22 protein-coding genes and 1 tRNA gene are annotated in these 25169 nt (G+C 53.6%); 9 read left to right on the top strand and 14 right to left on the bottom strand.

Features of this window, described 5'->3' with window-relative positions; genetic code table 11:
• Positions 1–42: 42 nt before the first annotated feature.
• The 6 genes from murJ to rplU all read right to left on the bottom strand — a co-directional run bounded on the left by murJ (position 43) and on the right by rplU (position 5278).
• Positions 43–1599: a murein biosynthesis integral membrane protein MurJ gene (gene murJ, locus C3Z11_RS00540; RefSeq protein ID WP_106475582.1), complete on the bottom strand. Its 1557-nt coding sequence runs from the start codon at positions 1597–1599 to the stop codon at positions 43–45.
• A gap of 163 nt (positions 1600–1762) precedes the next feature.
• On the bottom strand, positions 1763–2029 hold the full coding sequence (gene rpsT, locus C3Z11_RS00535) for a 30S ribosomal protein S20 (RefSeq protein ID WP_106475581.1): 267 nt from the start codon (positions 2027–2029) through the stop codon (positions 1763–1765).
• A gap of 194 nt (positions 2030–2223) precedes the next feature.
• The gene (proB, locus tag C3Z11_RS00530) at positions 2224–3357 is read right to left on the bottom strand and encodes a glutamate 5-kinase (protein WP_106475580.1); all 1134 of its coding nucleotides are present in this window, start codon (positions 3355–3357) and stop codon (positions 2224–2226) included.
• Between the two features lie 25 nt (positions 3358–3382).
• Positions 3383–4576 (bottom strand): Obg family GTPase CgtA, encoded by a 1194-nt coding sequence (gene cgtA, locus C3Z11_RS00525; RefSeq protein WP_106475579.1) that lies wholly within the window; start codon positions 4574–4576, stop codon positions 3383–3385.
• A gap of 101 nt (positions 4577–4677) precedes the next feature.
• Positions 4678–4935, bottom strand: a complete 258-nt coding sequence (rpmA, locus tag C3Z11_RS00520; RefSeq protein WP_106475578.1) for a 50S ribosomal protein L27 — start codon at positions 4933–4935, stop codon at positions 4678–4680.
• Positions 4936–4969: 34 nt separating this feature from the next.
• Positions 4970–5278, bottom strand: coding sequence for a 50S ribosomal protein L21 (gene rplU, locus C3Z11_RS00515; protein ID WP_106475577.1), 309 nt, complete (start codon positions 5276–5278; stop codon positions 4970–4972).
• Positions 5279–5541: 263 nt separating this feature from the next.
• Here rplU and ispB point away from each other — a divergent pair, with 263 nt between their 5' ends.
• The gene (gene ispB / locus C3Z11_RS00510) at positions 5542–6516 is read left to right on the top strand and encodes an octaprenyl diphosphate synthase (protein ID WP_106475576.1); all 975 of its coding nucleotides are present in this window, start codon (positions 5542–5544) and stop codon (positions 6514–6516) included.
• A gap of 90 nt (positions 6517–6606) precedes the next feature.
• Positions 6607–6683: transfer RNA gene (locus C3Z11_RS00505), tRNA-Pro, on the top strand.
• Positions 6684–6782: 99 nt separating this feature from the next.
• Here the strand turns inward: C3Z11_RS00505 and C3Z11_RS00500 are convergent.
• The 3 genes from C3Z11_RS00500 to C3Z11_RS00490 all read right to left on the bottom strand — a co-directional run bounded on the left by C3Z11_RS00500 (position 6783) and on the right by C3Z11_RS00490 (position 9463).
• The gene (locus tag C3Z11_RS00500; protein WP_158700881.1) at positions 6783–7478 is read right to left on the bottom strand and encodes a hypothetical protein; all 696 of its coding nucleotides are present in this window, start codon (positions 7476–7478) and stop codon (positions 6783–6785) included.
• A gap of 114 nt (positions 7479–7592) precedes the next feature.
• Complete coding sequence (locus C3Z11_RS00495) at positions 7593–9155, bottom strand: phospholipase D family protein (protein WP_158700880.1); 1563 nt, start codon at positions 9153–9155, stop codon at positions 7593–7595.
• Positions 9156–9229: 74 nt separating this feature from the next.
• Entirely contained in the window at positions 9230–9463 is a 234-nt protein-coding gene (locus tag C3Z11_RS00490; protein ID WP_106475603.1) for a hypothetical protein, read from the bottom strand.
• A gap of 69 nt (positions 9464–9532) precedes the next feature.
• Here C3Z11_RS00490 and C3Z11_RS00485 point away from each other — a divergent pair, with 69 nt between their 5' ends.
• Positions 9533–10357 carry a TlpA disulfide reductase family protein gene (locus C3Z11_RS00485; RefSeq protein WP_106475573.1) on the top strand — a complete coding sequence of 275 codons (825 nt, stop codon included), beginning with the start codon at positions 9533–9535 and terminating at the stop codon, positions 10355–10357.
• Between the two features lie 27 nt (positions 10358–10384).
• On the opposite strand, the gene C3Z11_RS00480 is transcribed toward C3Z11_RS00485, so the two are convergent.
• Positions 10385–10504 carry an entericidin A/B family lipoprotein gene (locus C3Z11_RS00480; protein ID WP_262927153.1) on the bottom strand — a complete coding sequence of 40 codons (120 nt, stop codon included), beginning with the start codon at positions 10502–10504 and terminating at the stop codon, positions 10385–10387.
• A 268-nt stretch (positions 10505–10772) separates the two neighbouring features.
• Between C3Z11_RS00480 and rapA the strand changes: the two genes are divergently transcribed.
• Entirely contained in the window at positions 10773–13706 is a 2934-nt protein-coding gene (rapA, locus tag C3Z11_RS00475) for an RNA polymerase-associated protein RapA (protein WP_106475571.1), read from the top strand.
• 96 nt (positions 13707–13802) lie between these two features.
• On the opposite strand, the gene C3Z11_RS00470 is transcribed toward rapA, so the two are convergent.
• Positions 13803–14696, bottom strand: a complete 894-nt coding sequence (locus C3Z11_RS00470; RefSeq protein WP_106475570.1) for a TIGR01777 family oxidoreductase — start codon at positions 14694–14696, stop codon at positions 13803–13805.
• 455 nt (positions 14697–15151) lie between these two features.
• Here C3Z11_RS00470 and C3Z11_RS00465 point away from each other — a divergent pair, with 455 nt between their 5' ends.
• The 4 genes from C3Z11_RS00465 (at position 15152) to fabB (ending at position 19145) form a co-directional block, all read left to right on the top strand.
• Positions 15152–15568 (top strand): sirohydrochlorin chelatase, encoded by a 417-nt coding sequence (locus C3Z11_RS00465; protein WP_317450647.1) that lies wholly within the window; start codon positions 15152–15154, stop codon positions 15566–15568.
• A gap of 198 nt (positions 15569–15766) precedes the next feature.
• Entirely contained in the window at positions 15767–16690 is a 924-nt protein-coding gene (locus C3Z11_RS00460; protein ID WP_106475568.1) for a MerR family transcriptional regulator, read from the top strand.
• A 708-nt stretch (positions 16691–17398) separates the two neighbouring features.
• The gene (gene fabA, locus C3Z11_RS00455) at positions 17399–17914 is read left to right on the top strand and encodes a 3-hydroxyacyl-[acyl-carrier-protein] dehydratase FabA (RefSeq protein ID WP_106475567.1); all 516 of its coding nucleotides are present in this window, start codon (positions 17399–17401) and stop codon (positions 17912–17914) included.
• 13 nt (positions 17915–17927) lie between these two features.
• On the top strand, positions 17928–19145 hold the full coding sequence (fabB, locus tag C3Z11_RS00450) for a beta-ketoacyl-ACP synthase I (protein WP_106475566.1): 1218 nt from the start codon (positions 17928–17930) through the stop codon (positions 19143–19145).
• A gap of 91 nt (positions 19146–19236) precedes the next feature.
• Here fabB and C3Z11_RS00445 read toward each other — a convergent pair whose 3' ends face one another.
• From C3Z11_RS00445 to ssb, 3 genes are all read right to left on the bottom strand, one after another.
• Entirely contained in the window at positions 19237–19992 is a 756-nt protein-coding gene (locus tag C3Z11_RS00445; protein WP_106475565.1) for a lysophospholipid acyltransferase family protein, read from the bottom strand.
• On the bottom strand, positions 19989–20861 hold the full coding sequence (locus C3Z11_RS00440) for a sugar nucleotide-binding protein (protein WP_106475564.1): 873 nt from the start codon (positions 20859–20861) through the stop codon (positions 19989–19991). The genes C3Z11_RS00445 and C3Z11_RS00440 overlap by 4 nt, the downstream gene beginning before the upstream one ends.
• Positions 20862–21315: 454 nt before the next feature.
• Entirely contained in the window at positions 21316–21894 is a 579-nt protein-coding gene (gene ssb, locus C3Z11_RS00435) for a single-stranded DNA-binding protein (protein WP_106475563.1), read from the bottom strand.
• 420 nt (positions 21895–22314) lie between these two features.
• Here ssb and uvrA point away from each other — a divergent pair, with 420 nt between their 5' ends.
• A complete protein-coding gene (uvrA, locus tag C3Z11_RS00430; RefSeq protein ID WP_106475562.1) occupies positions 22315–25146 on the top strand; it encodes an excinuclease ABC subunit UvrA in 2832 nt (943 codons plus the stop codon).
• Positions 25147–25169 lie beyond the last annotated feature (23 nt).

Raw genomic sequence — 25169 nt, 5'->3', positions numbered from 1 at the left:
CAGCTACGCCTCGAATGTCACTGCGAACCCACTGCTCACCGGCTAGCCCTTCAGTCGAAAATGTCTGACCCTAACCCCCGTTGCCGCCAGCCAGCCAAAATAAAGGGCAACGCTGCCGAGCACGAGCGCCAGCATCATTATGACACGCCGGGTGATTGACCAGTCGACCCATTGATGCCAATCGGGAGATAACCACAGCAGGCCAGCCACCAACAGCAAGCATCCCCCTCCCAGCTGAAGCACATAGCGCCCCCACCCGGGTTGGAAGCGCCATATGCCTTGACGATAAAGCCCGAGGCCCAACAGCAGCGCATTGAGATAAGCGGACAGCGACGTTGCCAGCGCTAACCCGGCATGGGCCAACGGCCAGATAAGTACCAAATTGAACCCCATATTGGCGACCATGGCGACGATACCGATCTTGACCGGGGTCTTGGTATCCTGACGTGCATAATAACCGGGTGCCAGCACCTTGATCAGCATGAAGGCAATCAATCCAAATGCCAATGCACGCAGGCTACGCGCTGCCATCACAATATCGTGATCCGTCATGGCCCCATAATGAAACAGCGTCACCAGTAGCGGCTCGGCCAATACGATGATCGCCAGTGCCGCGGGCAAACTGATCAACAATACCGCACGCAACGCCCAATCAAGCATATGTGCAAAATGTTCGCTCGACGCTTTGGCATGCTGCCGTGACAGTGCCGGAAGGATCACGGTGCCAATTGCGATGCCGAAGATGCCCAGCGGCAACTCAACCAGTCGGTCAGAATAGTACAGCCATGAGACACTGCCCGCCGCCAGCAGTGATGCCAGAATAGTATCGAGCAGCAGGTTGATCTGTGAGACCGACACACCAAAAATCGCTGGCAGCATCAGCCGTAAGATACGTCGCACGCCGGGGTGATTGAAGTTGGGCTTGGGCCGCGGCATCAAACCCAGTCGAGCCAGAAACGGCAGTTGAAAGCCGAGCTGAACGAACCCGGCAATCAATACGCCCCACGCCAGCCCCATAGCGGGCGTATCCAGACGTGGCGCCAGCCACAACGCCGCACCAATCATCGATAGATTGAGAAAAATCGGCGTCAGTGCCGGGATAGCAAAGCGATTGTGTGTATTGAGTACACTTCCCGCGAAGGCAGTCAGCGAAATCAGCAACAGGTAGGGGAACGTAATGCGCAGCATCTCGGCGGTTAGCGCAAGCTTGCCATCCCCTTCATCATGGAAGCCCGGTGCAAATACCCACACAAGCCAGGGTGATGCCAGTACCGCGATGATGGTGACACCTAGCAGCACCAAGCCAAGGCTGCCTGCCGTCGCATCGAGCAGCGCACGCGTCTCATGCTTGTCGCGCGTGCTTGAGTATTCCGAGAGTACCGGCACAAATGCCTGATTAAATGCGCCCTCGGCAAACAACCGACGCAAAAAATTGGGAATACGAAATGCGATAAAAAATGCATCCGCGCCACTGCCTGCTCCGAACAGCGTGGCGATGATGACATCACGTGCCAAGCCCAGCACACGCGATAACATCGTCATGATACTGACGATAAGTCCCGAGCGAAGCAGACCTCCCGATGCCTTACCCTCACTCATCTTGCATCCTCAGCGAATACGCGCCGGTTCAAATAACCTACCCCTTATCTGCAAAAGCAAGGGCCATTCTGCGTAGCATTATCCGGCACCGAAAGGTAACCAAAGGGAAAAGACAGCTACAAAAAAACCGGCCGAAGCCGGTTTTCCAAGCAAAGGGCCGGCTTTAAGCAGCCAGTACCTTAATTCGCGCATTCAGGCGGCTCTTGATACGGGCAGCCTTCTTCTTGGCGATGATGTCCTTGTCAGCGATACGATCGATGATCGGCTGAGCCTGCTTGAACTCAGTCATCGCCTGAGCGTGGTCACCACTCTGGATGGCTTTCAGGACACGCTTGACATAGGTACGCACCATGGAGCGCTGGCTCGCATTGTGCTTGCGGCGCACTTCTGACTGACGCGCACGCTTACGGGCTTGTTTGCTATTCGCCACCGTCTACTCCTTGGAGACTTCGACAGTTCTATTTTCAAATAGAAGTCTAAAATATGAAAATCATTGATGGAAATCACTGATTTATCAGCGACTTCCGGCCATTGTTCAAAAATGATCAACGGGCCGTGTCTGAGAGGATGCAGTATTTTAGCAGCGATGGGCATAAAACACTACTGTTTCGCAGTCACGCCTGCTTACAGCACAACCAAATTGTCGCGGTGAATCAGCTCCGGAGCCTCGATATACCCTAGCCGTGCTTCTATGTGCTGACTGGCCACACCCAGAATCTGTTGGGCATCGTCGATGCCGTAATTGATCAATCCTTTGGCAACATGCTCGCCCTGCTCATCCACGCACAACACCATGTCGCCGCGCTTGAAACTACCTTCAAGACGCTTGACCCCTACAGGCAGCAGGCTCGAGCCATGCTGACGCAGTACATTGACGGCACCCGCATCAAGCACTAGCGTACCGCGCACCTGTAACTGACCCGCCAGCCAACGCTTGCGTGCGGCCAGCGGGGCATGCTCAGGCCGGAGCAATGTTCCCAGACGTTCACCTTCAGCCAACCGTGTAAGCACATCAGGCTGACGACCACTTGCAATCGCAGTTACTGCGCCGGAGCGTGCTGCCAGCCGAGCTGCACGTATCTTGGTGGCCATCCCGCCACGCCCCAGCTTGCCACCGCCCCCGGCCACGGCAGCCAGATGCGGATCATCCGCATCGCCCTCGGAAATCAGCGTAGCGTTAGGATTACTGCGAGGATCGGCATCGAACAAACCTTCCTGATCGGTCAGGATAATCAGCGCGTCAGCCTCAAGCAGATTGGCCACCAGCGCGCCCAGCGTATCGTTGTCACCAAAACGGATTTCATCGGTAACCACGGTATCGTTCTCATTGACGATCGCGACAACATCCATATCGATCAGCGTGCGCAAGGCCGAGCGCGCATTGAGATAGCGTTTGCGATTGGAAAGATCATCATGGGTAAGAAGAATCTGCGCCGTACGCAGTCCATAGCGAGCAAAATGATCTTCATAGCACTGCACCAGTCCAGTCTGACCTACCGCCGCGGCCGCCTGCAATTCGTGCAGTTCGGTGGGGCGTACCGGCCACCCCAGCCGAGCCATGCCTTCAGCTACCGCCCCGGATGAGACCAACACGACCTCGACGCCTCGCGACTTAAGCGTTGCCAACTGATCAACCCACTGCCCAATCGCCTGGCTATCGAGACCGCGCCCATCATTAGTCAGCAGCGCACTGCCAATCTTCACTACCACGCGTCGCGCCTGGATTAGCGCATCCCGCCCGGGAATTTGCCCGTTCATTGCCTCACGTCCTCACGCCAGCCGGTTACTCACGCACGTACTCAACGCCAACGTCATAATCATCGTCATCGAAGTCGTCATCATCTTCTTCGACGTCGGGGCGCTGGCGCCGGGTCATTCGTGCCTCGGCACGTGCCACCGCCTCGGCATCCATGCGCTCGCGCATGCCACGCTCACGCTCAGCGGCCGTTTCGTCCTCAGCTTCAAGCAGACGTTGCTCGACCAGCCAGCGGTGGGCGGCCTGAACTAACGCATCAGTGCCATCGCCACTGATAGCAGAAATGCGAAACACAGGGCCTTCCCAACCAAGACGCGCAACAATATCAGCTACCACTGCCTCACGATCCTGCTCGGCAATCAGATCAAGCTTGTTCAACACCAGCCAGCGCGGACGTTCGGCCAGCGTGGGTGAGAAACGCTCTAGCTCCAGGGCGATCTTCTCGGCAGCATCGACCGGGTCAACGTCATCAAACGGTGCCACATCAACCACATGGAACAGTAGCCGCGTGCGCGTCAGGTGTTTCAAGAAGCGTAACCCCAGCCCCGCACCATCGGAAGCACCTTCAATCAGCCCCGGCACATCGGCCATGACGAAGTGTTCGTGCGTGCCGAGCTTGACCACGCCTAAATTCGGAACCAGCGTGGTAAACGGATAATCCGCGACCTTGGGCTTAGCTGCCGACACTGAGCGAATCAGCGTCGACTTACCGGCATTGGGCATACCCAACAGCCCAACATCAGCCATTAACTTGAGCTCGAGACGCAGCTCGCGACGCTCACCTTCGGTGCCCAGCGTAGTGCGCCGCGGCGCACGATTAGTTGAAGACTTGAAGTGAATATTACCTAGGCCGCGTCGCCCACCCTGAGCCACTTTCAGCGTCTGGCCGGGCGCGGTGATATCACCAATCACCTCGAGCGACTCTACATCGATGACTGTCGTCCCGACCGGCACCTTGACATAAATATCCTGGCCCTGACGCCCACTCATCTGGCGTCCCTGCCCAGGCTGGCCGTTCTCGGCCTTGTAAAAACGCTGATATTTGAAATCGATCAGCGTATTGAGCGCCTCGTCGCCAACCAGAAAGACGCTGCCACCATGGCCGCCATCGCCGCCGTCGGGACCGCCTTTAGGGATAAATTTCTCACGCCGAAAACTCAGGCAGCCACTGCCGCCCTTGCCTGCTTCTACGGTGATCGATGATTCGTCGACGAACTGCATGACCTTAAACTCCTGACGATGCTCTCGTCATGATACAAAAAAAGCCCCGCCTTTGGCGGGGCTTTTCACACGACACTCAGTCGCAAGTAACAACGAACGTCTCAGGCAGAAACGATGCTGACAAACTTGCGCTGCTTCGGGCCTTTGGTCTCAAACTTGACGTGACCGTCCTTGAGAGCAAACAAGGTATAGTCCTTGCCTACGCCCACACCAGTGCCCGCATGAAACTTGGTGCCACGCTGACGCACGATGATGTTGCCGGCCGTAGCGACCTGACCACCGTACAGCTTGACACCAAGGCGTTTGGATTCCGAATCGCGACCGTTACGTGTACTACCTGCCGCCTTCTTGTGAGCCATTGCAAATTACCTCACTCGTTGGGGGATGATCCGCTCAGGCGGAAATCCCGGTGATCTTGACTTCAGTGAACCACTGGCGGTGGCCCTGACGCTTCATGTGATGCTTACGGCGACGGAACTTGATGATCGTCACCTTGTCGCCACGGCCATGGGACACGACTTCTGCAGTCACTTTGGCACCTTCGACGAGCGGCGCACCGATTGTAACTTCATCGCCGCCGATCATTAATACCTGATCGAACTCGACGCTGTCGCCAGTGGCAACTTCCAGCTTCTCGAGCTTGATGCGCTGGCCTTCTTTAACGCGGTACTGCTTGCCACCGCTTTTGATAACTGCGTACATTATGGTCTCCAATGGAGTGCTCATCTGAATCGCTGCTTGATTGACCTGCTGCGAGTGGCGCCTATCTTGGCAACCATCTGACAGGGAGCACGATGAGAAAGAAATCGCACACGGCAACCTCAAGGGCGCGGATTATAACTGTCAATAACGATATGCTCAAGCGTTACCCGCTGTGCCTTGACGCTCCCGCAGGGCGCGCCTAGCATACCGGCAAACCATGGCCCGAACGCACGGCCCAATCCTTCAGGTGAATAAGCCGAGTCATGCATCCTAACGCATTGCCGACCCATGCCCCGGTGGCAGACGATTTCGCCGCCGTCGACCGTACTATCCATGCCCGGTTGGCCTCCCGTGTTCCTCTTGTACAGACCATCGGCAACTATATCGTCGATAGTGGCGGCAAACGTGTGCGGCCGCTGCTGGTGCTGCTTGCTGCTCGCTCACTCGGCTATGCCGAGGACAAACATATCACGCTTGCCGCCCTGATCGAGTTCATGCACACCTCGACGCTGCTGCACGATGACGTGGTCGATGAATCTGCACTGCGTCGCGGCCGAGCCACGGCCAATAACGCTTGGGGCAATGCCCCCTCGGTGCTGGTAGGCGATTTCCTTTACTCACGCTCGTTCCAGATGATGGTCGATGTGGGCTCGATGAGGATCATGGAGATTCTTTCGGCAGCTACTGCTGTTATCGCCGAAGGCGAAGTGCTCCAACTGACTAATATTGGCAACGCCGATATTGATGAACAGGCCTATTACGACACCATTCAAGGCAAGACAGCCATGCTGTTCGAGGCGTCTTCACACACCGGTGCCATACTGGCTGGAGCAACCCCGGCGCAAGAAGAAGCGCTAAAACTTTACGGCCGCTATCTGGGTATGGCGTTCCAGCTGATTGATGACCTGCTCGACTATCAGGGTGATGCCTCAACCATGGGCAAGAACGTCGGAGACGATCTGGCCGAAGGCAAACCCACGCTACCGCTGATTCATGCCATGCAGGCAGGTACTCCCGAACAAGCCGCTCTGATCCGTACCGCAATCCAGCAAGGGGGCCTTGAGCATCTGGATAAAGTCCTTGCGATCGTGCAAGAGTCTGGCGCGCTTGAATACACACGTCGCCAGGCCGAAGCCATGGCGGACAAAGCGTTAAAGGAGCTTAGGGTACTGCCCGAGAGTCCCTACCGCGACAGTTTGACATTGCTTGCTCGTCAAGCGGTCGACCGTCAGGCCTGATTACCGGCCATGTGGGCCTAGGGTTGCATTAGCGTACGCCTTGCGTATAATTGCGCTCCGTCGAGTCACTGCTTAGCAGCGCCAGACGATCGGAATATAGCTCAGCTTGGTAGAGCGCTGCCTTCGGGAGGCAGAGGTCGCAGGTTCGAATCCTGCTATTCCGACCAAGAATTACCGCAAAACGCCCACTACGGTTTTACCGAGTGGGCGTTTTTCGTTTTATCGTTACTGCTGCTTATCTTTTCCTCACCGTATGTCTGCTGTACTCATGACATCAGATTGCGCTGCCAACGACGCACCTCGCGACGCTGGCGGCGCGAACTCAACTGCTGTGTCCATAACACCTCAGGCTCGAGATAGCTCTCGCCCTGTTCGGAACGCTCCAGTTTGAAACGACGCCGCGCGCCGATGGGGCGTCGCTCCGCGCCAAACACGATGACCAAACGAACTTCCAGAGCCTTGAATTGAACATCGCCGATCGGCTGGCAGTGATCATTGACACCGATGCTATTGTCTTTATCCACCTTGCGGATCAAGGCATTGAACGACCCGGCATCCATGTACTCACCAGCCCGAAGGGGGCCCTGTCGGGTCATTTTCTTCAGCAAATTCGATTCAGGCATTTCGCCTGGCTGACTCTCACCGCTAGCGAGGTTACCTTGCTCATCAGTGGTATCGGTAACATCACTGATAAAATTACCCGCTGATGTTTCTAGCTGGACAAGGATGGTTTGAATAAAGACAGCCTGCTCACTCATGTTGCTGATAATACAGCGTGCATGGACGTCGCTGCCGTGCCCACGATTGATGATAATCTGCGGCCGCCGCTGCATCCGAAAATTATGCAGCAGCAGCTGAAGATAGACACCCCAGATCAATAGCATGCCTACGCTAGTCAGCCCACTGAATACCGTGGCGTTTTCCTGAATCCAATTCCATAAATGACTCAACCATATCATCACCTCCCACCTCCCTGTGTCAGCCATTCCGGCTTGCATCCAGCAATGACCTGCGAACAGACTCCCTCATCTGCCTGCAGGCTCCCAAACCACGTACAGTTTACTTCCCCTTAATCCTTAGAGAAGACTGTAGAGGTGCACCTTGGCACTCACCCAGGCCTGCAGATGTCGCCATCGACTTCCCGGATCACGGGCTAGGATACAGTCCCGACCCTCCTTACGGGTGAACCATTGAAGTTTATTGTCAGCATCAAGGGTAACGCGATAGCTACGCTCCGGCGCCAGGACGGCGGAACCGAGCTCACATAAGCGCTGATTAAGCTCTGTGCTTTCGACCACAAGCGCCACCTCGCTGTTCCACCACACCGAACGCGGGTCGAGATTGAATGAGCCGATAATGACTCGATCATTATCCAGTGCTATCGCCTTGGCATGCAGGCTTGTCGAACGCGCCTGAGGCAAACGCCTGCGCATGCTTGCCGGCTGGCTGCGCAACTCATGAAGCTGGATTCCTTCACTTAGCAGCGGCACGCGGCAAGGCGCATATCCGCCATGCACTAACGCGACATCGGTCGCCTCAAGAGCATTCGTGACTACCGTCACTTCAACATCACGTTGAAGAAGCGCTGATATATCAAGACATTTGAGCTGACGAGGCACGAAATAACCGGAAATCGCGAATAGCCGCTGCTTTATGCGTGAGAACTCAACAGCAATCTCATCGATCAACAAACGCTCGTGAACCGGGCGCCCCCAGGTCATAAGTTTGTCGGGAGAATCCCACACAACTCTTCCTTTTGCCCAACAAAGCCGCTGCGCCAGCTCATCGAAGGCATGACTATTTAGCTGATCAAGCGCCCCACTGTAATCAACACGCTCTCTGAGCTCCTGGTCGAGTTGCTGTTTGAGTGTATCCCGCAGTGCTTGCCAGGCGTCATGGGCAGCAGACTCAAACCAGGCAAGCGACTTTGCTAACGTGTGGTTCCAGTAGTCATCGAAACTCTGCGAGAGTGAGGAGACCGTTTGTCCTGCTGCCAGGATATCAAGATCAGCAAATTCGTGATCGGCATCGGCACTGAAATAGTCATCACTTAGGTTGCGGCCGCCGGTAATGCCCATGGCGTTATCGGCAATCCACAACTTGTTATGCATACGTCGATGTAGCCGTACGCACCCGAGCACCAGCATTATCCTGCGCGTCGCAATGTGACGCCGCCCATACAAAATAGGGTTGAACACACGCACTTCGATATTGGGATGACTGTTTAGCGCTGCCAGCATGGTTTGCTGATCGCCAATGGTCAGGTCATCGATCAGAAAACGAACGCGCACACCGCGCTGAGCCGCTACCAACATGTGATCAAGCAGTAACCGTGACGTCAGCCCATCTTCAAAAATATAGGTCTGAATATCGAGTGTTTGCGTACTGCGCTGGGCCAGTTCGGCACGTAGCGCAAAAGCTTCGGCGCCTCTGGTCATTAACATGAAGCCGGTATCGGCGCCATGCGGTGAGCGGCTATCAGTCCAGTGGCCCAACGGCGTTGCTGCCGTAGCTATTTCACTGAGTGCATGACTTGGCGGCGGTGTCTGCCGACGCGGCCTGTCCGTTCCAGGCCATAGACGTAACAACCGCTGACGACCTGATTTCGCCGCCTTTCGCATCTTTGCAAGAGCCACCATAGACATGCTCTTTATTGAATCCATTAACGCATCTCGATAGTTACGTACATCGCTCAACAATCCTTAGATTCCTTTTACAGAGCATCATTGCGCTCAGACTGCCGGCGTTGTTTGTTGATGCGGTAACGCTTGATGGTGGCTATTACCAAGGCCGCCAGAAGCATGCATGCCAGTGTAATCCCTTGAGCGGGCCGCGGCTCAGGCAGCCAGGTCTGAAAAGCAAGGATCAGGATAAACCCTATCGCTTGCGAGGTGATGGCAGCAGCACGCAGGCGATCCTTATGCGGAGGGGGAACAAATGAAGTCATAGGCTGGTTTCTGATGACATGACCCATTAGGCTGGCGGCTTTCCAGCCGTAAGTAAACCGTACATCGTCATGGATGCTATTGCCTTTGGCGGGTTTCTGCTCTCGTTACCTCGCCTTTATGCGTTTATTTGCACCCTGGTCTTATTGTTCGCAGCGCAGTGCCTGTTAAAAGTGCCGCCTCGGCAAAAGACACACTGGGCCAACGGCGTACTGCTGGGCTGGCTTATCGGTGCTCGCCTGGTAGATGCAGCACTCAACATTGACGCTTATCAAGCAGCACCCCTTGCGTTGTTTATGCTGTGGCAACCGGGCTACACCCTATGGGGCGGACTCTTCGTGACGCTGTTATGGAGCCTGTGGTATCTCCGCGCCATGCCCAGGTCCTGCATGGTTGCGGTTGCACTCCTCCTCTCCGTTCATGGCGTATGGTATGCACTCGATAGCTGGCGTCCCTTCAGCAACGCTCCCGACCTTTCACAGCTACCTTCACTGACGCTGGAAAATATCGATGGTCACCCCGTCCGGCTTGATACGTTTAAAGGGCATCCGGTTATGATCAATCTATGGGCCAGTTGGTGCCCGCCCTGCCGGAGAGAAATACCTTTGCTCGCTGACATAGACACCCACGAGCAGATAACCGTGATTACCGCCAATCAGGGAGAAAGCTTGCTGCAGGTGCTACGGTTTCTCAATGATCGTCAGCTTAGCTTTCGCCATGCCCTGCTCGACCCACAGCAGCGGCTTATGGCATTGAATAAAGCCCCTGGATTACCCGTAACGCTGCTCTTTGATAGCGCGGGCAGGTTAATCGCCATACATACGGGTGAGTTGACCCAGATACAATGGCAGAAATGGCAACAACGGCTCGCCAAGCACGAACGCCTGTCAAAATGACAGCAGATAACCGCCAATAAACCTTCTTCAATCAGCAGCGTGCTGAATCGCTCGCCCCAACGCCGCGATATCTTCGCCAGCACCGTGCATGGTGTTACATCCAGACAACATCCAAGCAGATAACAATGCCACCAGCCATAGGGTCATTTTTTTCAATGATACATTCCTCTCTCGGCTATTTTTGTCTCACTCGGCGCTATGCTGACGAGCATTCAGCCAGTTGAAATGCAGTCAACAATGACAAAAAGACATGTAACGGAAAATAGAATTACCGTTTCGGCTCTTAAGCCAAGCAGTACTTTCCGGTAACATACCGCGCCCTGCTTCCGGCAACCACTATGCTGCCGGCCGATTGAGTCAGTGTATCGACTCAGGACGTTTTAGTTATCCGTTTTGACGTGCATTCCGAGGCATCATGAGCGACTTCATTTCCGGCCAGCGTTACATCAGCGATGGCGAGGCCGAGCTCGGCCTGGGTACCATTTTGAATTGCGATCTTCGCTCGGTGACGGTGCTGTTTGCCGCCAGCGAAGAAACGCGCACCTATAGCGTACGCCAAGCGCCACTTACCCGTGTCGCGTTTGGGAGCGGCGATCGCATCGAATCGTCCGAAGGCTGGACACTTACCGTTGATGACACCAAAGAGATCAATGGCCTGATCGTCTACATTGGTGAAACGGTCGATGGCGAGCGGCGCGAGCTGCCTGAATCAGCGATCAGCGATCATATGCAGTTTCATCAGGCGCGTGACCGATTGCTGACCGGCCAGGTCGATCGCAATGACTGGTTCAACCTGCGCTACCGCAGCCTGCAGCACCGCAACAGAATTGCCCGACACCCCGCCCTCGGCCTGGCCGGACCGCGCATCGGCCTGGTTCCTCATCAGCTCTATATCGCCGATGAGGTATCGAATCGCCGTCTACCACGCGTTCTGCTGGCCGACGAAGTCGGACTAGGCAAGACCATCGAAGCCGGCTTGATTCTTCATCGGCTGTTACTGACCAAGCGGGTAAGCCGTGCTTTGATTCTGGTGCCCGACAGTCTGACTCATCAATGGCTGGTTGAACTATTGCGCCGTTTCAGCCTTGAAGTCACCTTGCTCGATGAACAGCAGAGCCTGGCACGCAGCACCGAACGTAATCCGTTCGAAACCGGCCAGCTCGTTCTGGCCAGCCAGCAATGGTTGTTCGCTAATCCTCATCGTCAGGAACAGGCCCAGGCGGCACAGTGGGACATGCTGATTGTCGATGAAGCTCACCATCTCGACTGGACGCCCGAAGGCAGCGGCCCGGGCTACAGCTGTGTCGAGCAACTCGCTGGCAATGCCAATGGCTTGTTACTGCTGACCGCCACGCCCGAACAGATGGGCATCGAAAGCCATTTCGCACGTCTGCGCCTGCTGGACTCAGAGCGCTATCATGACTTGGCGCTTTTTCGTGAAGAGGAAGCGGGCTATGTCGACGTTGCACGCGCCATAGAAGCTCTCGAACGACTACCCGATGACAAGCATGCAGCGCAGGGACTTACAACCCTGCTGGACGACAGCGACAGTCGTGCCCTGCTGACGACGCTGCTCGAAAGTGTCGATGAAGATGAACTTGAGCACGCGCGCGTTCAGTTACGCCGCCAGCTGCTCGACCGTCACGGCACAGGGCGGGTGATGTTCCGCAACAGCCGTCGCCACGTGGCAGGATTCCCGGAGCGTCAATTGCATGTCTCAACGCTTGAGCTGCCAGCGGCCTACCGTCGTGTACTACGCAAGATCGAACGCGATGAGGATTATCTGGATGAGCTGCTGATCGAAACCGGCATCGATTATCCCGACGTTCTGCTTTATCCCGAAATAACCTTCGAGGCACTGAAGACAGAACATGACAGTGATGCCTGGTGGCGCTTTGACCCTCGCGTGGAATGGCTACGCCAATGGCTAAAAGGCCATCCTGCAGAGAAAGCACTGATCATTTGCCATGCTGCCGACACGGCGCGGGAATTATCAGCAGGATTGCAAGTCTTGACCGGGCTGCACACCCCCGTATTCCATGAAGGCATGACACTGATTGAGCGTGACCGTGCCGCTGCGGCATTTGCCGACAGCGATGCCGAAGATGGTAGTCCTCTGCTGATATGCTCGGAAATCGGCTCGGAAGGCCGCAATTTCCAATTTTGCCATCACTTGATCATGTTCGACCTGCCCGCCCATCCCGACCAGCTCGAACAGCGTATCGGTCGCCTCGACCGTATTGGTCAGCAATTCCCGATCGAGATTCATGTACCTGTCTTTGACCAGAGTCCCGGCGAAGCCCTGCTGCGCTGGTACCGTGATGGCATGGCGGCCTTCGAGGCACCCCACGGCCTGGGCAGTGCGCTTTTCGATGAGTTCGGCGACACGCTGGCCGATGCCCTGCTCGACAGCGATGCGCTGAATAATCTGGTAGCTGACACCCGAACGTTCTTTGTCGCTAAACGTGAAGAGCGCGAGGCTGGCCGCAACCGCCTGCTGGAACTCGGCTCCTCACATCCCGAACGCGCCAGCGCGATCGCTGATGGTATTCGTGAACTCGATAGTGACCCAGCACTGCCCAAGTACTTCGACCAAGCGCTTGACGTATTCGGTATCGATACGCGCGAACTCGGCGATGATCTGCTTTATCTTCATCCCGGAGCACACATGCTTGATGGCATGCCCGGCCTGGTAAAAGGGGAAGAAGGCTTCACAATAACCTTTTCCCGGGAAACGGCCCTGGCACGCGACGATATTCAGCGCTTGAGCTGGGAACATCCCCTGGTGCGTGAAATGCTAGATCGTGTCATTGACGGCGCAATGGGCAATACGGCGCTGGCGCTGCTCAAGCATCCCTCAATTCCCGGCGGACGCCTGATGGCGGAAATGATTTTCCGCACCCAGACACCGGCCCCTCGCGGTCTCCACCTTGAGCGTTTTCTACCGCCAACGACAATTCGAGTATTACTCGATGAATCAGGACAGGATCTTTCCGACAAGGTCTCGTTCGGTGGGCTCGCCAAGAATCTCACTAACGTGAAAAAGGCAGTGGCACGTGATTTGATCAAGCAGCGTCACAACCAACTGCGCCAGCTACTTGATAATGCCGAGCGCAACGCCGAACAGCAGCTACCGGGCATTGTCTCGACAGCACAAGCGGCCATGCGCACCCAACTTGGTGATGAGTTGGCCCGACTTGAAGCGTTGGCCCGGCATAATCCAGCAGTACGCGACGAAGAATTGGACGCCATTCGCCATGAGCGTGACACACTTGATGATGCCATCGCCTCGACGCGCCTGCGTCTCGATGCCGTTCGCGTGATTGTCACCGTGGATGCCGAACAGTAAGTTCAACGTCCTATCAAAAATCACTGACGCATCGAAATGCCCCATGGGCATTTCGATGCCCTGTGGCGCAATGGCAAGGGTCATACGAGAAAAGTCTCACACGAGAATTGCACCAAGCGCTTCATCGAGCGTGTTATAGCGAAACTTAAAACCCGCCTCTTCAAGCCTAGCTGGCCGCATTCGGGCACCCGTAAGCAAAAGTCGCGCCCGCTCACCCAGTACAAGTTCAAGCGCTTTACCCGGTATGGTAAAGAGCGCCGGACGCCCCAATCGATGCGCCAGCGTCTTGGTAAACTGCGCATTGGTTACTGGCTGAGGCGCCGAGGCATTGAAAGGCCCGTCAAGGTCGTCCCGCGTCAACAGGAAGTCGATAATGCGAACAAGATCACTGCGATGGACCCATGGCATGTACTGGTTGCCCGCGCCCACCTTGCCACCGAGCCCTATACGAAACGCCGGCAGCATCTGTTTTAGCATGCCGCCCTCTCTATCCAAGACCAGACCGATACGAATACGAGCGACGCGCACTCCAAACTCTGCGGCCTTCGTCGCCTCGTCCTCCCAAGCCTTGCAGAGTTTATAGGCAAATTCATCGCTAGGCGGGGTACCTTCGGTTACTTCACGATCGCTCTGCGCGCCGTAATAGCCCATCGCTGAGCCCGATATCAATACCCTGGGAGGAGATTTCATTATCTGGCAGAGTGCTACCAGATCACGTGTGCCAGAAACACGACTCTCGATAAGTATCTTTTTTTGCGTCCTGCTCCAGCGTTTATCGAAAATTGGCTCACCTGCGAGATTGATGATGGCATCGATAGGCATGTCCTTGAACGCTTGGGCACTGCCACGCGCATCCGCTGGCACACCAAGTTGCTTGACGGCTGTCTGTGGCGAGCGTGATATCACTAGAAGTTCATGACCATGCTCATGCAGGTAAGAACAAAGTGCCCTACCTACAAAGCCTGTCGCCCCCGTTACCAGAATATGCATATCCTCTCTCCCATACGAAAATCATTGGTTTGATTTCCAGATAACGCGGCTGCGTCATGCCTCCACTAGCAATGCGATAACCGTTTCACTTTTCGCTACTTGATACCATATCGCTCACATTTAATTTATACAAATATGATACAAAAAGATGGGCGCTTGCTTCTCCTTTAAGTCACACAGCCAACCAGAAGCTCGTGAACTCATGACAGGAAGCATAAATCTAGCTATTATTGCGTCTACTCACCGTATCTTGTCCAACGGGATAAAATAACCGTATATCATGTACAACTTTTAGACAGCCATATAAGCGATGACTATTTATCAAATATCCATCACTCGTATATCGTTGGGCATAAACTGTACATGAGCCTGCGCCACCAGGTGTCGCAGCAGCCCATTGAATTACCGCCGAGCGGTGATGACGAGCAAAATGCACCCGCGCATTCCTTGACGTTATGCCAGACAGCGTCAGAGGAATGGCAAAAATTGCTAAGAGGACAAACAACATGAACAAGGCCTTGATTCTGCTTGCCCACGGCTCACCTGATTCACGCTGGCAGGCTCCTTTCGAAGCGCTTGAAAGCCAGCTTAAACCACGCGTATCGACACGTTTAAGACTCGCCTACATGGAATTATGTGAGCCCTCGCTTGAGACTGTAGTCGAAGAATTAAGTAAGGAAGGGTTTGATACGCTTGATATTCTTCCATTGTTTTTTGCTGCCGGAAGACATCTACGTGAAGATGTACCCGCCCAGCTTGAGGCGTTAAACCAGCATTACCCCAAAGTATCGTTATCCCTGCTTGAACCGGTAGGCCAGCATCAGGCGTTTACTAATGCCATTGTGAATATTGTAGAAGAAACCAGCCACTAGATATGAATTCGATTTGTACACAACTGTTAATATGTACAATAATTCAAGATATCCTTGAGGGTGATGAGGTTTTAAAGTGAACAATCACTCACCTTATAAACTTAGTGTTGGCGACGTTTCGGGTTCATTTTCTTGCCTAGCCACTCAAGATGAACACGCTTTTAACATCTTGTACAAATGGCAATGGAGGCCGGTTAAATGACAGAACAAGTAATGGAGACAGCAGGAGGCCCTCTTTATCCCATACGAGAGGTTTCAAGGCTTACAGGCGTAAATTCCGTTACTTTACGTGCGTGGGAGCGTCGTTACGGCCTTATTCAGCCGCGACGGACACCTAAAGGGCACAGGCTTTATGCTCGAGGAGACATCGAGCGCGTACAGCGTATCCTGCAGTGGCTCAATCGAGGCGTATCAGTAAGCCAAGTAAGTGAGCTACTTGACCAGCCAGCCCCCAAGCAGGAAGAAGCGCTTGCCACACCTCCTCCCGAGGATACCGACTGGCATACGCGCTGCCTCACAGCAATTGAGGCCATCGAAGCTCTTGATACGACGCGTCTTGATGCCTTATTCACCAAGAGCATGGGCCTTTATCCGGTTAGCACGGCTATTTCACGCTTATGGCGACCCGTTGTTGAACATCTTGAAGAACAAGGTAAAGATGACTTCGGCGCCAGCGTTCAACAGAGTTTTTTTGAAGCATTCCTGCGGACCCGCCTGGGCTTGCGTCTCTATCATGGGAACCTTGAGCTTCACGAGCCTCGCCTGCTACTGAGTCGCCTGCCTGCCGACCCAAGTATGTTACGCCTGCTATTAATGGCGTTTACTGCAAGTGTGGGCGGATTCCACATTACCTTTTTTGATCGCGCCATTCCGATGGCCAAATTGCCGTGGGCAGCGGAGCGTTGCGGCGCTGATGCCATCATTCTTGTGGGCAGCCAAGCTGAGCGCACCGATCTGATACGTCGACAATTACCCCAAGTAACCGAGCAGCTTAATGTTCCACTTTGCCTCAGTGGTCCAGTGATTCGAATCCGCGCACTAGATCTTGAGGGCTCAAATATCGTCATGCTTGATGACAATTTTGCCCATTCCGTATCGCATTTGCATGCATTGATAAGTTAGGACACGCTATGGGAAGTAATATGCTCCTAACAGTATTTCAGCAGACAAATTGAGCAACAAAATTAGCCACCGTTAAGCCAATCTGTCAGCGCGTCATGAGGTTATTCTCACGCCCTTCTCTTTAAGATTAATAGTATCTTATTGGCCTCATGCGCGTAGTTCAGCTGGACCTTGTATAGGCTGCCTACTTGGAAGAGTGTTGCACTGCTCCGTAATATCACCTGATTGAATTGTTCAGCACCGTTATTGTCCGCCACAACGCGAAGACCGCTCATCGCCTTTTGTGTAAATAGCCGTTTATCCTTTTTGAAGTGATGTGTTCACATCAACTTAACAGTATGGCGTAACACTGTTATTAGAGAGCGATAACATGGGCGTCACAGCCAGCGGCATGAATTATCTTCGGCCACTGAGAAAGACCAACCCTGTTAATTTCACCCTGTCCAGGCTGCACGCCAAGCTTGATGCAGTGAAAGACAGCTACTTTGCGCAGATAAACACAGTCAATGCACATATACGGTAATATCCTTCTACATGATATAGCAGTAAATTTGCATCGAAGCATGCAATGTAAATGTGTCATAATCATGTGCTTTGATTTGCAAGCGGCCAACCTCTGGGCTTAACGTGCATTCCCCACTGTCTATCAGTAGACTAGGACGCGCTCCGGAGACAGAGCACAACCAATTCGAATCTCGGAATGAGTCAGTGACCAAGCAACACTCTTTTTCACGCGATGAACTGCTTAGCTGCAGTCAAGGCGAACTCTTCGGCCCTGGTAACGCACAGCTGCCAGCACCGAACATGCTGATGCTTGACCGCGTCACCCATATTCAGGAACAGGGTGGCCAATATGGCAAAGGCGAGCTGATTGCTGAGCTGGATATTCATCCGGACCTGTGGTTTTTTCAGTGCCATTTCCCCGGCGATCCGGTCATGCCTGGCTGTCTGGGCCTAGATGCCATGTGGCAGCTTGTAGGTTTTCACCTCGGCTGGCTCGGCAACCCAGGGCGCGGACGAGCACTAGGTTGTGGAGAAGTAAAATTCTCCGGCCAGATACTGCCAAGCGCCAAAAAGGTCACCTATCATATTAATATGAAACGTGTAATTACTCGCCGGCTTATCCTGGGCATCGCCGACGGCACGGTGTCCGTGGACGGGCAAGATATCTATCAGGCCAACGACTTGCGCGTCGGTCTGTTCACCTCTACTGCGAACTTTTAATCGGGAGGCTCCCATGCGACGAGTGGTAGTCACCGGCCTAGGTATTGTCTCCTGCCTAGGCAATGACCAACGTCAAGTACTGGATGCGCTCAAGCAAGGGCGTTCGGGTATACGTTTTCGCGAAGAGTATGTCGAGCACGGCATGCGCAGCCATGTTGCAGGTGTTGTCGATATTGATCTTGAAGCGTTGATCGATCGAAAGCAGCTGCGTTTCATGGGTGATGCAGCAGCTTATGCCTATATATCGATGCAGCAGGCCATTGAGGATGCCGGTTTGACACATGAACAAGTGTCAAATGCTCGTACCGGTCTCATTGCTGGATCGGGAGGCGCTTCATCATCAAACCAAGTTGAAGCCGCTGATGTTCTGCGCGGAAAAGGGTTGCGCCGTGTAGGTCCCTATCGTGTTACCCGTACGATGGGAAGTACAGTGTCGGCCTGCCTAGCTACTCCTTTTGCCATTAAAGGAGTCAACTACTCTATCTCGTCTGCTTGCGCGACATCGGCTCACTGTATCGGTAGTGCGATCGAACAGATTCAGTTGGGTAAGCAGGATGTGGTGTTCGCTGGGGGCGGAGAAGAAGAGCACTGGACCTTGTCATGTCTCTTCGATGCCATGGGCGCTCTTTCGACCGAGTACAATAACTCACCGGAAAAGGCCTCACGTCCGTATGACAAAGCGCGTGATGGCTTCGTCATAGCCGGCGGCGGTGGCATTATAGTGCTTGAAGAGCTTGAGCATGCACGTGCCCGTGGCGCCAAAATCTATGCAGAAGTAGTCGGCTATGGTGCTACTTCTGATGGCTACGACATGGTCGCACCATCAGGGGAAGGTGGCATGCGCTGCATGCAGCAGGCACTTACCCATGTCACTGGCCCCATTGATTACGTCAACACACATGGCACCTCAACGTCGGTGGGTGACATTTATGAGCTCAAGGCCCTGCATACCGCCTTCGAGGGTAAAGCGCCACCGCTCAGCTCTACGAAATCACTGACCGGCCACTCGCTGGGCGCTGCAGGCGTTCAGGAGGCGATCTATTCGCTTTTAATGATGCAGCATAACTTCATCTGCGCATCTGCCAACGTCGATGAGCTTGATCCAGAAGCCGAAGGTTTCGACATCGTTACGCAACGCCGTGACAATGTTCAACTCAAACGTGTCCTTTCCAATAGCTTCGGCTTTGGTGGCACAAATGCCAGCTTGGTATTTGAACGCTTGGATGATTGAGATTAAGTAAACGCTGCAAGCTGTAAATAGTAATTAAAGAAGGCGCTCACTGAGCGCCTTCTTTTACATGAGTAGCATTGCGTATTAAATCTCACACGCCGATTCTGGCTGCTTCTTCAGCGGCGTCAGGTCTTGGCACGTCAGAGATGCGACGCAACTGATCCTCAATCCACCCTTCCACGTATGCAGCCACCTCATCCGGTGTACGCCCTTTGGTAGGAATTGCTGGACCTACAACCAGCGTCAAGCGCCCCGGCGACTTGATCCAGGTACGACTTGGCCAGTATTCACCGGCATTATGCGCAATGGGAATTACCGGTACGCCGGCACGGCAGGCAATGTGCACGCCACTTTTATTGAAACGCTTACGCGCTCCCGGCGGAACCCGCGTCCCCTCCGGAAAGATCAAAATCGACAATCCGTCTTGAAGACGCTGAGCCCCTTCACGGAAAACCTGTTTCAATGCACTAGAGGGTTTGGAACGATCAAGCGGGATAGGCTCCAGCAAACGCAGTGCCCATCCAAAAACCGGCACTCGCAGCAGTTCCTTTTTCAACACGGTGCAGACAGGCGGCTTGAGTAACTGCAAATAAATCGTTTCCCACTCACTTTGATGATTGGAAAGCAATACACAGGGTCCCTCAGGCAAGGGCTCGGGCATTTCGATTGTGTAGCGTATGCCACATACCAAGCGAAGCCAGAAGATAATAAAGCGGTTATAAAGATTGAGCGCCTTGAAACGCATCTTGAGCGGCAAGCAAAGTGCTACAGGCACCAGTGTCAAAAAAGACAATATGATGGCAAGCACGTAGCCAATGTAAAAGATCAGGCTGCGCAGTGCATTCATCGTTCGCTCTCCTCACTACGCTCTCGACACCATTGATCCAGCAAGCGGTCGAGCTCCAGACGCCATGGTTTCTGGTGGACACCAAACGTTTCCAGCATGCGTCGACAGTTGAGTACGCGACGCATCGGATAATCGGGATGCAGGCGCAGTGCAATGACATCCGCCAGTTCCACACTTTCTCCCATACCGGATAGACGAGTATCGAGCTGTGTTCTTACTACGGAAGTGAAGGTAAAAGCGCTGACCGGCTCGGTACCGGCGAGATGATAGGCTCCCCAGGAATCCGCCCCACATGATTGCTGCTGAAGCATCCCCAGCAAAGCCATAGCCAACGCTTCAGCGGCGGTTGGACATATAATTACATCCTCCGCAGAACGAATGCTTTCTCCGCTTAGCAGCTTGGCGAGAAGATCAGGCAGCCAAGCATCGCTCCCTTCGAGGGCAAACAGCGGCCCAATCCGCACGATAAGATGACGTGGTAAGTGAGCACGTATCCGGTTACCGGTGATAACGAGTCGTCGCAGCGCCTCATCACGAGGCGCCGGTACCATAGTTTCCTCAATGGCTGTAGCCCCGCCACTTTCATACATCTGATCACTCACACACCAGACCAGAGGCACATCGCATGCAAGACAGGCGTCCAGCGTTGCTTCAACTGCCTCGGCATGCGCATTCACTATTGCAGGTTCAATATCAGCAGGCGCACCCAGTGGGGGGACAATAACAGCGTCTGGAGCTAGCTCACTTAATAACTCAACACTGCAGTGCATACTGTCCTCAACCTGCAACTCAACATCTGTACGTCGACAGCTTTCACGTACCAGCGCATGGGCCAGACAGTGGGCGGCATTAAGAATTAAAAGCTTCACGGTTGGAACTTAAAATAATGAAACGATGAAAAAAAAGCGCAATAGCTCATCACTACAAGACTCGTCACCCGCACCATTGCTGAATCTATGCAACATATCAGATGCGGCATCGTTATGGTTAACATGCCCATTAACAAGGCATATAAAAGCGCTACCTTACAGAATATTAGTTCAACGCGACATCACTTCGTAGGGGATATGCGCAACGCGCCTTGCAGCACAGTTCATTTAACCACCGCTGGGCAGTATGGAAATTAACGCGCCATCGAAGGTGCGAAGGCGCATTAACTGCGGACTTTTCTAACTGCCGCCAAGATCTTAGACAACCATCTCTCAGCTAAGAAATAGTACATGGCAGATCACCACCCTCTTGGAGCAGACTCTCTAAGCACAAAAGCCCCGCATAGCGGGGCTTTTAAGCTAAAACTTTACATCTACAATCGAGGGTTCAACGCTAGAAGGGGATTTCATCATCGAAATCATCAAAACTTCCGGGACTAGGTGCCCCCTGATCATTACGGCTTGGAGCATTATTTCCGCTCTGCTGACCACTCGAGCGGTTCGAACCGCTGTAGTTACCTTGATTATTGCCGTAACTTTCCTGGCCAGCGCCGCCTTGACTGCCTTGGTTATAACTGGGAGGAGCACTATTGTAGCTTTGCTGAGCGCCACTATAATCGCCACCCTGCTGCCCGGAACGCGAATCGAGCATCTGCATATCGTTAGCAACGATCTCAGTTGAATAACGATCCTGACCGTCCTGCCCCTGCCATTTACGCGTTTGTAACCGGCCCTCAATGTAAAGACGGGACCCTTTTTTAACGTATTGCTGCGCAATTTCGGCCAGCTTGTTAAACATTACTACACTATGCCACTCGGTACGCTCTTGACGCTGGCCACTTTGGCGGTCCGTCCAAGTATCCGTTGTTGCCAAACGTAAATTGCATACTGGGCTACCGGATGGCAAGAAACGCACCTCTGGATCCTGGCCGAGATTACCGATCAAGATGACTTTGTTCACCCCACGGGCCATGACTTTCTCCTTTGCCTAGCGGCGCTACGCGCCTGACTTTTTACTACGTGCGACGAGTCGTCGAAAGGGCGTTGACAGAATCGTGTATAATTACTGTATGAATGATCAGCTAGCTGCACTATCCGCGTGCCTTACCCAAACTGCAATACCACCACCTGGCAAGGCGAATGAGGTAGGATTATAAACTCGGATCACCCGTTGAGAACGCCTTCGCCGTATGACGCCCAAGAACGGTATGACATGCGGAAAAATGGCTGCGCTATCCAGCTTTATGCTCAACGGTAGGAGAGAAGCGTTTCAAGCTACTTTCCCTTGTCTATATTTTACCGATTTGCCACCAACATTGAAATGCGACCGACTTTTGCGGCTACTTTAGATGACCGCCTATAGTTATTAATTCAGTCCGGTTACGAGGTAGGTATGGATCGAATCTTGGTGCGCGGTGCGCGCACTCACAACTTGAAGAATGTCGACGTTGAACTGCCCCGTGACAAGCTTATCGTGATTACGGGTCTTTCTGGTTCAGGAAAGTCCTCTCTAGCCTTCGACACCCTCTATGCCGAAGGCCAGCGCCGTTACGTTGAGTCGCTCTCGACTTATGCACGTCAATTTCTGTCGATGATGGAAAAGCCCGATGTCGATCACATCGAAGGCTTATCTCCTGCTATTTCAATTGAACAGAAATCGACGTCACATAATCCACGCTCTACGGTCGGTACCATTACCGAGATTTATGACTATCTGCGCCTGATCTTCGCTCGCGCGGGCACGCCGCGCTGCCCTGAGCATGATTTAGATCTTGAAGCACAAACTGTTTCTCAGATGGTCGATCAGACGCTGGCCTTGCCAGAAGGCTCGCGGGTTATGCTGCTTGCCCCCGTGATCAAGGGACGCAAGGGTGAGCATCAACAGCTACTAGCCGAACTCCGTGCGCAAGGTTTTGTGCGTGCCCACGTCAATGGTACGACCTATGAGCTTGATGAAATTCCTGCCCTGGAAAAGAACAAAAAGCATGACATTAGCGTTGTGGTCGATCGCGTTAAGATCCGCAGTGATCTTCAGCAGCGCTTGGCCGAGTCATTTGAAACAGCGTTAAATCTCGCCGATGGAACGGCAATACTTCATTTCATGGATGGAGAGCGTGATGACATCATCTTCTCATCACGTTTTGCCTGCCCGATATGTGGTTATTCCATCGCCGAACTCGAACCGCGCATGTTTTCATTCAATAATCCAGCGGGAGCCTGCCCTGGCTGTGACGGTCTCGGGGTCCATCAGTATTTCGATTCTGACAAATTGATCCGACAGGATGAACTGTCGCTGGCTGAAGGCGTTATCAAGGGCTGGGATAGACGCAGTGTCTATTATTTCAATCAGCTTGAGGCCGTAGCCAGCCACTACGATTTCACACTGGAAACGCCATGGCACAAGCTGTCACAGCGCATTCGTGACATTGTGCTTCATGGTAGCGGGCGTGAAACGATTGCGTTCAACTATGTCAGCGACCGTGGCCGTAAGGTAGTACGCGAGCATCCTTTCGAGGGTGTACTACCTAATATGAATCGTCGCTTTCGCGAGACTGAATCAAGCATGGTCCGTGACGATCTGGCCAAATACCTTTCCGTACAGCCCTGTCCAACCTGCCATGGGAGCCGTCTACGCAAAGAGGCACGTCACGTATTTATCGATAATCGCAGCTTACCTGATATCGTGCGTATGCCTATCGGTGAGGCTTGGGATCTGTACAAGACGTTATCGTTACCGGGTCGCAAAGGCGAGATTGCTGCCAAAATTGTCTATGAAATTGCCAGCCGCCTTGAGTTTCTTGTCAATGTCGGTCTCGATTATCTGACACTGGAGCGTAGTGCCGATACCCTTTCCGGTGGAGAAGCACAGCGCATCCGCCTAGCCAGTCAAATCGGTGCCGGCCTGGTTGGCGTTATGTATATTCTTGATGAGCCATCCATTGGGTTACATCAGCGTGATAACGATCGCTTGCTGAAGACACTGGTTCATCTGCGAGACTTGGGTAATACCGTCATTGTTGTCGAACATGATGAAGACGCCATTCGTGCCGCTGACCACGTGCTTGATATCGGCCCAGGTGCTGGCGTCCATGGCGGCACTATTGTCGCTCAAGGTACGCCTTTGCAGATTGAACAGGCTCCCGAATCGTTGACCGGGCAGTACCTTTCCGGTGCACGCCGTATTGAGGTACCTGAACAACGCCATCCTGTCGACCAAGACCGCGTAATCCAGCTGCTCGGCGCCAGTGGTAATAACCTTGATGAGGTTGATCTAACGCTGCCACTTGGTTTGTTCGTCTGCGTTACCGGTGTCTCAGGTTCAGGCAAATCAACCCTGATCAACTCCACGCTGATGCCGATAGCGGCTCGCGAGCTGAATAAGGCGACAACCCTGACCCCAGCGCCCTACAAGACCATCAAAGGGCTTGATCATCTCGATAAAATCATTGATATCGATCAAAGCCCTATAGGTCGTACGCCGCGCTCAAACCCTGCAACCTACACCGGAATATTCACGCCGATTCGTGAGCTATTTGCCGGTACTCAGGAGGCACGTGCCCGAGGCTACAAGCCGGGGCGCTTCAGCTTTAACGTCAAAGGGGGGCGTTGTGAAGCCTGTCAGGGCGAAGGCATGATCAAGGTAGAGATGCATTTTCTACCAGATATTTATGTCCCTTGTGATGTTTGCAAGGGCAAGCGCTACAATCGTGAAACGCTTGAAGTCGAGTACAAAGGCAAGAACATCAATGAAGTTTTAGAAATGACGGTAGAGGAAGCTCTTGAATATTTCAGCCCGGTACCGGCTATAGCGAGACGGCTACAAACGCTAATTGATGTCGGGCTGTCTTATGTCCGCTTGGGGCAAAGTGCAACAACGCTATCTGGTGGCGAGGCACAGCGCGTCAAGCTGGCACGTGAGCTTGCCAAGCGTGACACCGGCAAAACCTTATATATACTCGATGAACCGACAACAGGGCTCCATTTCGAGGATATTCGTCAGTTACTCACCGTGCTGCACAAGCTACGCGATCATGGCAATTCGATTGTTGTGATTGAGCACAACCTTGATGTGATCAAGACCGCCGACTGGTTGATCGATCTCGGCCCTGAAGGTGGAGCTGGTGGTGGCCGTATCATTGCTGAAGGCACACCAGAAGAAGTCGCCGCGCTAGAGCATTCGCACACCGGTCAATTCCTTGCGCCTCTGCTCAAACAACAGCGGTAGTGAGCATCACATTTATACACAGC

It is taken from the genome of Phytohalomonas tamaricis, assembly GCF_003012345.1.
Classification (GTDB): domain Bacteria; phylum Pseudomonadota; class Gammaproteobacteria; order Pseudomonadales; family Halomonadaceae; genus Phytohalomonas; species Phytohalomonas tamaricis.
Note: the sequence above shows the minus strand (reverse complement) of the source record. Positions and strands in the feature narration are given on the sequence as shown.